Consider the following 7,165-nt stretch of genomic DNA (forward strand, 5'->3'; position numbering starts at 1 on the left):
CTGACTTCATCCCCTCTCCATCCGCTTGCCGAAACAAACGGATGGTCGCAGATCGACTGAATGAGGGGGGTCAATTTTGGACGCCGATCCTCCCAGCTAAGGGGTCAAAATTGCACGCCGGTTCACATTGCGCTCCTGTTACTTTCATCGCGAACGATGCGATGAGCCGCGCTCGAAAGAAGTACTCAGGCGCCCTGGCAGGTCGCTGGCGTGGGTCAGGTTATCTACATGGCCCACCATCGCCATTTATGGGAGATCACGACGGAGGTAGTTCCGGCGGCTCAAGTGCATGAGATTCCCCAGTGACGAGATACCTTCATTCAATGTCAAGTCGGCTGTTCAGGTAGCTCTGGCATAGCTGTCTCGGTCGAGCCGCCTCGGCTGACCGCTTGGAATTCCGCCTTCCGAGCCTTTCGTCTAATCGCGCGACGACTGGGTTTGCGGCGAACCCTGGCACCTTTCTTCGCTCCGAGATCCACTTCGAAGGTGCGTAGATCACTCAGCAGCGCCGATAAGCTCTTGTATCCGCAGGCGCGAGCATCGAGGCCGCCGTGACGCTCCGCGAGTTCGATCTCGACGTCTTTGATTGTTGCCCAACCCGTCTGGTCCTCGAGGCTTATCACAATGCGCTTCAGAAGGCGTGAAGCCAATGACGGCCGCAAAAGGGTAGTCCGGGATGAGGCTTTAGTGGAACTTGCCCGACACGACGAGAGGAGTTCTATCGCGTAGAACTGCGTATAGGCGCGCCGCAATCGCTCGGGGGCCTCGTTGCCGCCGAAACCGTAGCAACTCAACCCCGCATTGCGCACACGCTCGGCAAGTGGAACGAAGTCGCTATCGCCCGATACGAGTGCCACGGCGTTCACGTCGCTGGCGTGGAGCATATCGACAACACTGATGACAACGTGAATATCGGAACTGTTCTTGCCGCTTATAACCCGGTCGACCTGTCTCGTTTCCACCGGTAGCAGTGCACAAGCTGCGGACCACGCTTCACTATCGGTCCAACGGAAATCGCCGAACGCCTGAGCCGAGACAACATGGCCCAAGTCTGACAGTTTGGCGAGCACGCCAGCCGCACACCATGCGGGAACATTTTCGATGTCGAAGAAGACGGCTATCCGAGGGCGCTCGACGATATGATCGACCACGGAGGGTTGGTTCAAAGTCTTAGTGGTCATTTGGCTGGTCAGTGGCGGACGACGGCGCGACAGGCAGCTTGAAGTCGACGCGGTTCAAGCCGTCCGCCATAGCTTGCACCATCGTCACGGATGCGTCGCCGATATAGACGCCGCCGACCGACTGGTCTTTGTGGCCGGTGATCAGGTCGGACACGTCCCGGTTGACGCCATATCGGGCGAGTGCCGTCTTCAGGCTATGTCGGAATGAGTGGAACACCTTCCGGTCATCATTGATGCCGACTTCGGCCATGTAGGTGCGCAGAAACCATCGGTTGATTTTGTCCTCCGGTTCCCAATCTGGAAACAGCCGAGTCTGGCCTTTCTCGCGCATGCGCTTGACGTAATCGAGAAAGCCCAGATCGATCAGGTGTTGGTGGATCGGCACAAGGCGCTTACTGCGCACATTCTTAGACGCTAACGCGAGGTTGATTACGTCGACGCCTTGCTCTTGGTAGATATCGGCGAGCCGAATGCGAGCGATTTCACTGGACGATCTCGCGCCAGTGTAGAGCGCGATCAGTAGTGCCCATTGCCTAGTCGACCATCCGGCGCGAGGCAGCTTGAACGGCTCACCACTGAAAATACGCACGAGGTCGTCCTGCGAGAACGGGACGCGCGTCGGCTCTTTGAAGCCCTTGCCCTCATCGACGCGTACGCCGGCGGCCGGGTTATCGTCGAGAAAGCCATTGTTCATTCCCCACTTGAAGATGCTCGAAAGGTGCGACAGCCATTTGAAGTTGATGGTCTTTGGGTCGAGGGTGTCGAACGGCTCCTTGAGCTTCTCATTGGCCTTGACCGACTGTGGCAACGTCAGGCCGGGGAAGCGTAGGGTGTAGCGTGCTGGAGTCCTTAGGAGCGTCTGCTTATACGCCAGCACGTCCTTCCGGGTGATCGATCTCGCCGGCACGGCGGCGCCGATGAACTCGTCAAACATGCGCACGGCGCTTTTGTGTTCGTCCATCGTCTTTTGCGCCAAGGTCCGCGCGCCGGAGGTTCGTTCACGATGGAAGGCCGTCAGGATGTCGGACAGCGTCGAGCCGGTGCCGCGATCTTCGGGCGAAATGGCCGGCTCCGGGTCCGGTTGCGTGAGGAGGGCCGATTTCGGCTCAGGCGTGATCAGCATGCCTTTGTCACGGGCCTCGATCTGTGCCATCGCGTCAAGCTGCGCCTCGGCAAGCGCCTTCAAAAGTGTCGCGCGAGGCACGTCGGGTGCAATGCCTTTCCTGTGCAGGGCGTCGGCCGCATAGCCGATCAATGCGTCTGCCTCCTCGCCAACGATCTGACCAGCGGCAACCAGGCGAAGAAGGGAGGCACGACGACGCTGCGTCACCTGCCGAAGACCGATCAACACGTCCTCGTCGCGCAGGCGTTCTTTGGCGTCAGTTTCAAGTTCTGCCCGATAGTGCGCCTTCGCCGCCGTGCTGAGTGTGGGCTGAATCGCTTTCAGGCGCTCTCTGGCCTCCTCGATCCGAGCGAGGTCGCGAGCAATTATGGAATGCGCGTTCTTTTCGGCGATGCGTTTGTCGGCGCCAAGTCGGCCGCCAAGCTCGCGTTGACCAATTATTCCACGTAGTTCTGGGGGCACAATGATCCGCACCAGATATTCGCCGCGCTTCGGAAGCCAATGGACATACTTCATCACGATCCCTGCTTTTGTAGCAAGCTTTGTAGCAAGGATTGGGGCAAAACCAGTTGCGCTGCAAGCGAATTATAGGACGATCAGGTGCTTACGGGGTGGCTGGCGGAGAGAGCGGGATTCGAACCCGCGTTACGGTTTCCCGTAAACACACTTTCCAGGCGTGCGCCTTCAACCACTCGGCCACCTCTCCGCGCCGTTCCGGCGTGCCGGTCGGGTGCGGGGCTCATCTAGTCGATATGATGCGCCATGCCAAGCCGTGTTGTGCGCGATTGGCGCGAAGGTTTTCGGCCCGCCGCAAGGGATGGCGGCGTCGGTCGCGATGATAGCCGGGTAAGAAGCAGGCAAACGGCTTTCGCCCGGTGGATATCCACCTTTGTGACGCCATGGGCGGCCCGTGCGGGCCAGTCGCCGATGGCCCGACCGGCAGGTGGCAAGATATTTTCCGGAAGAGCGGAGCCGGAGACGCAAACTTCATGACGCTCAATCCGTCACGTCTTTCCCGCCGTTCGACAAATGCCGCAAACCTCGAAACTTGAATGAAGTGCCTGAAAAATCTCAATTTCGTGTGTAGCCGATTGCGCTGCGCGGCATGGCGCAATATCTCTGTGTCGCACGCGAAAACCGGAACGGAATGATACGCTTTCTCTTCCGCCTGCTTTCCATGGTCGCGCTGTCAGTCTCCGTAATCATGGCGGTGCTCGACGCGGCGCGCTCTGTTGCCGCTTCGGCGCTGGTGATGACGCCGTTGGCAGCAAGCTGGGCTTCGGTTTCGCCCGAAACGCTGGCCAGAGCGCGCGAAGCCGTGGCGACAAGCCTCGGCCCGCTCGCCTGGGATATCGTCGTGGCGAATATCCTTGCCTTGCCGGGCTTCGTCGTCTTCGCCGCGCTTGCCATGCTGTTTCACGCGATCGGCCGGCGTCCGGAACCGGCACCCGACCGGCTGGCGGTTTGATCGCACCCTCCCGAAAAAAATCACGACAAGGGACGAAATAATGTTCTTCCTGAGCGATATGCTGAACAAGAAGCTCAACCTGCCGAAGCCCGGGGAAGCTCTGCCGGGACGGCAGAAGCCGATCCCGACGGCCTCGAAACATTTCGTTTCAAAGCGCCCGTTGAAAGGCCCTTATCCGGAGGGGATCGAGACCGCGCTGTTCGGCCTCGGCTGTTTCTGGGGCGCCGAGCGCATGTTCTGGCAGATGCCGGGCGTGTGGGTCACGGCGGTCGGTTATGCCGGCGGCATCACGCTCAACCCGACCTATCAGGAGACCTGCACGGGTCTGACCGGCCACACCGAGGTCGTGCTCGTGGTTTTCGATCCCAGGATCGTATCCTATTCGGACCTGCTCAAGGCTTTCTGGGAGAATCACGACCCGACGCAAGGCATGCGCCAGGGCAACGACGTCGGCACGACCTATCGCTCCGCGATCTACACATTCGGCGAAGCGCAGCACGCCGCCGCAATCGCCTCGCGCACCGCCTACGAAGCTGCGCTGAGAGAGGCCGGCCGCGGAAAGATCACCACCGAGATCGAACCCGCGCCGGCGTTCTATTTCGCCGAGGATGATCACCAGCAGTATCTGGCGAAAAACCCCTACGGCTATTGCAACCTGCGCGGCACGGGCGTTTCCTGCCCGATGCCACAGGCGGTCTCCGCCGCCTGACAGATGACGCTTCGGCTTTTTCCAAACGGTCAAGATTCCGCGTGAATTTTGTTTTTTGGCATGCAAGAGTGGTCTTGAGCGGGCGGCAAACGCCGCCTGCCGCGCTCCGCTGATCGCTGCATGGCGACGCGCCGGGAGCGCAGATCAAAAAAGAACCGACAGGGTGTGGATCACATGAAGCGTTTCGTTCTCGGCCTCCTGGCCGCTACTGTACTCACCGTCCCGGCGTTCGCCCAGGATATCAAGCCCGCGATTATCTACGATCTCGGCGGCAAGTTCGACAAATCCTTCAACGAATCGGCCTTCAACGGCGCGGAAAAGTTCAAGGCCGAATCCGGCATCGAATACCGCGACTTCGAAATCCAGAACGACGCCCAGCGCGAGCAGGCGCTGCGCAAGTTCGCCGAAGACGGCAACAACCCGATCGTCATGGCCGGCTTCTCCTGGGCGGCGACGCTCGAGAAGGTCTCTGCCGATTTCCCTGAGACCAATTTCGCCATCATCGACATGGTGGTCGACAAGCCCAACGTCCGCTCGGTTGTCTACAAGGAGCAGGAAGGCTCCTATGTGGTCGGCGTTCTCGCCGCTATGGCGTCCGCCTCCAAGAAAGTCGGCTTCGTCGGCGGCATGGACATCCCGCTGATCCGCCGCTTCGGCTGCGGTTATGTCGGCGGCGCCAAGGCGGCCGGCGCGACCGACGTCATCCAGAACATGACCGGCGACACGCCGGCGGCCTGGAACGACCCGACCAAGGGTGGCGAGATCGCCAAGTCGCAGATCGACCAGGGCGCGGACGTCGTCTACGCGGCGGCCGGCGGCACCGGCGTCGGCGTGCTGCAGGCGGCGGCGGATGCCGGCAAGCTCGGCATCGGCGTCGACAGCAATCAGAATGGCTTGCAGCCAGGCAAGATCCTGACCTCGATGGTCAAGCGCGTCGATGTCGCCGTCTACAACGCCTTCACCGATGCCAAGAATGGAAATTTCACGCCCGGCATCAACGACCTCGGCCTCAAGGAAGGCGGCGTTGACTACGCCATGGACGACAACAACAAGGACCTCGTCACCGCCGACATGAAGGCCGCCGCCGAGAAGGCCAAGGCCGACATCATCGCCGGCACCATCAAGGTGCATGACTACATGTCAGACAACGCCTGCCCGTATTGATATCCTGTCAGCAGGACTGAAAGCCGCCGGCCTCGCGCCGGCGGCTTTATTTCATGCAAGCTTATCCGGCGGCGTCATCCGGAAACATTCGTGCCGGATGATGAATGGTGTGCGCGTCCAGGAGGACGGGCGCCGCCCATGAGTTGTGCCGCCGATGACTGACAAGAACATGCGCCTGACGACGATCGTTATCCTGCTGGTGGCCGGCATCCTGGCCGGCACGCAGCTCGGCAAGGTCGCGCCACTGATCGGCTGGTATCAGTCGGACATCGGCTTCTCGCTGGTGCTGACGGGCTGGTTCACCGCGATGATCGGCATCTTCGTGGCGCTGGCGGCGCTGCCGGCCGGCTGGGCGATCGAGCGTGTCGGCGCGCGAAGCTCCTTCGTCGTCTCGTCGCTGGTGCTGGCCGCGGGCGGCGTCGCGCTGGCGCTCCTGCAATCGCCCGTGGCTATCTTTGCGGCGAGGCTCGTCGAGGGCCTCGGCTACCTCGTCCTGGTCATCGCCATTCCGGCCTTGCTCAACAGCGTGCCGCCACCGCGCTGGCGGGCGACGGCGCTGGCCGTCTGGGGCGGGTTCGTGCCGATGGGGTTTGCTATCGGCGACTTTTTGGCGCGGGGCATGGACGCGCCCGCCAATCCGCGCCTTTACCTCGGCGTGACCGTGCTGCTGTTCGTGCTGCTGGCGGCGCCGGCGGCGATTCTTCTCGGCCGCGTCGGGAATGCCGGAAACGATCTGCCGGCGCGAGCCGATATGGGCGGCCTTGGCGCCACGCTGACGCTGCCGGTCATTCTGGTCGCGCTGGCATTCGGCATCTATGTCGTGGCCTCGATCGGCTTCTTCACTTTCCTGCCAAGCTTCGTGCAGGGGCCGGATTCAGCCTTGCTCGCGTCGGCCGGCACGATTTCCCTGACCGTGCTGCTCGGCAATTTTCTGGCGAGCCTGCTGGTGCGCGGCAGTGCACGCCTTTCCCTGTTCCTTGCAGCCCTGGGCTTTGCCGTGACGGCGCTCGCGGCCTGGCCCGCCTTTACTGGTACTGACGGCACATCCGCCACGGCCGCAGTGATCGTCTTTGCGGTCGCGGGTGGGCTGACCGCCTCGACCTTGTTCGCGGCGATCCCCGCCATCGTGCCGCGCGGCGGATCGGCGGCGGTCGCCATCGGCCTCGTCTGCCAGGCAGGCGGAATTGGCACCGTGCTCGGCCCGCCGCTCGCCGCCGCCGTCGTTGACGCGCATGGCTGGACGGGCTTCGCCTGGTTCCTGGGGGCGGTTTCGGCGGCGGGCCTTGTTTGCCTCGTGCCGCTGCTGCTTGGCAGGTCGACGCGCCCGGTGGGCGAAGCGGGGCGAGGCGGCCTGTCGGAAGCGCGGGCAGGACTCGACACTTGAAGAGGGCTAAGAGTCAGTCCGGTAACTTTATGATGGATTACAAAGTCTTCTGATCATGAGGCGGATGGAGGCGAGCTTTAGGAAAGCGAGTGCCCTGGCGTTGAGGCATTCCCAGTCCTTGGCCAGGCGCCGACAG

General features: G+C 61.9%; 6 protein-coding genes, 1 tRNA gene and 1 pseudogene. 4 read left to right on the forward strand and 4 right to left on the reverse strand.

Translation table 11 applies throughout. The features are described 5' to 3' along the window. Positions 1-326 precede the first annotated feature (326 nt). The 3 genes from ACH196_RS37505 to ACH196_RS37515 all read right to left on the reverse strand — a co-directional run bounded on the left by ACH196_RS37505 (position 327) and on the right by ACH196_RS37515 (position 3,010). Positions 327-1,181 (reverse strand): NYN domain-containing protein, encoded by an 855-nt coding sequence (locus tag ACH196_RS37505; protein WP_396651899.1) that lies wholly within the window; start codon positions 1,179-1,181, stop codon positions 327-329. After that, positions 1,171-2,820 (reverse strand): site-specific integrase, encoded by a 1,650-nt coding sequence (locus ACH196_RS37510; protein ID WP_396651900.1) that lies wholly within the window; start codon positions 2,818-2,820, stop codon positions 1,171-1,173. The genes ACH196_RS37505 and ACH196_RS37510 overlap by 11 nt, the downstream gene beginning before the upstream one ends. Before the next feature lie 100 nt (positions 2,821-2,920). Continuing rightward, positions 2,921-3,010: transfer RNA gene (locus tag ACH196_RS37515), tRNA-Ser, on the reverse strand. Positions 3,011-3,451: 441 nt separating this feature from the next. On the opposite strand from ACH196_RS37515, the gene ACH196_RS37520 reads away from it, so the two are divergent. The 4 genes from ACH196_RS37520 to ACH196_RS37535 all read left to right on the forward strand — a co-directional run bounded on the left by ACH196_RS37520 (position 3,452) and on the right by ACH196_RS37535 (position 7,029). After that, positions 3,452-3,772, forward strand: coding sequence for a hypothetical protein (locus ACH196_RS37520; protein WP_396651901.1), 321 nt, complete (start codon positions 3,452-3,454; stop codon positions 3,770-3,772). Positions 3,773-3,812: 40 nt separating this feature from the next. Further along, on the forward strand, positions 3,813-4,481 hold the full coding sequence (gene msrA, locus ACH196_RS37525) for a peptide-methionine (S)-S-oxide reductase MsrA (RefSeq protein WP_396651902.1): 669 nt from the start codon (positions 3,813-3,815) through the stop codon (positions 4,479-4,481). A 174-nt stretch (positions 4,482-4,655) separates the two neighbouring features. Beyond that, positions 4,656-5,645 carry a BMP family protein gene (locus tag ACH196_RS37530; RefSeq protein WP_396651903.1) on the forward strand — a complete coding sequence of 330 codons (990 nt, stop codon included), beginning with the start codon at positions 4,656-4,658 and terminating at the stop codon, positions 5,643-5,645. Positions 5,646-5,799: 154 nt separating this feature from the next. After that, positions 5,800-7,029: an MFS transporter gene (locus tag ACH196_RS37535; RefSeq protein WP_396651904.1), complete on the forward strand. Its 1,230-nt coding sequence runs from the start codon at positions 5,800-5,802 to the stop codon at positions 7,027-7,029. Between the two features lie 27 nt (positions 7,030-7,056). Here ACH196_RS37535 and ACH196_RS37540 read toward each other — a convergent pair. Further along, positions 7,057-7,165: pseudogene (locus ACH196_RS37540) on the reverse strand (IS5/IS1182 family transposase); the annotation flags it as partial.

The sequence above is a fragment of the Mesorhizobium sp. IMUNJ 23232 genome, assembly GCF_044326205.1.
Classification (GTDB): Bacteria; Pseudomonadota; Alphaproteobacteria; order Rhizobiales; family Rhizobiaceae; genus Kumtagia.

Coding starts and splice junctions, on each gene's coding strand:
- ACH196_RS37530 (WP_396651903.1), top strand. CDS start 4,656: ATGAAGCGTTTCGTTCTCGGCCTCCTGGCCGCTACTGTACTCACCGTC.
- msrA (WP_396651902.1), top strand. CDS start 3,813: ATGTTCTTCCTGAGCGATATGCTGAACAAGAAGCTCAACCTGCCGAAG.
- ACH196_RS37535 (WP_396651904.1), top strand. CDS start 5,800: ATGACTGACAAGAACATGCGCCTGACGACGATCGTTATCCTGCTGGTG.
- ACH196_RS37510 (WP_396651900.1), bottom strand. CDS start 2,820: ATGAAGTATGTCCATTGGCTTCCGAAGCGCGGCGAATATCTGGTGCGG.
- ACH196_RS37520 (WP_396651901.1), top strand. CDS start 3,452: ATGATACGCTTTCTCTTCCGCCTGCTTTCCATGGTCGCGCTGTCAGTC.
- ACH196_RS37505 (WP_396651899.1), bottom strand. CDS start 1,181: ATGACCACTAAGACTTTGAACCAACCCTCCGTGGTCGATCATATCGTC.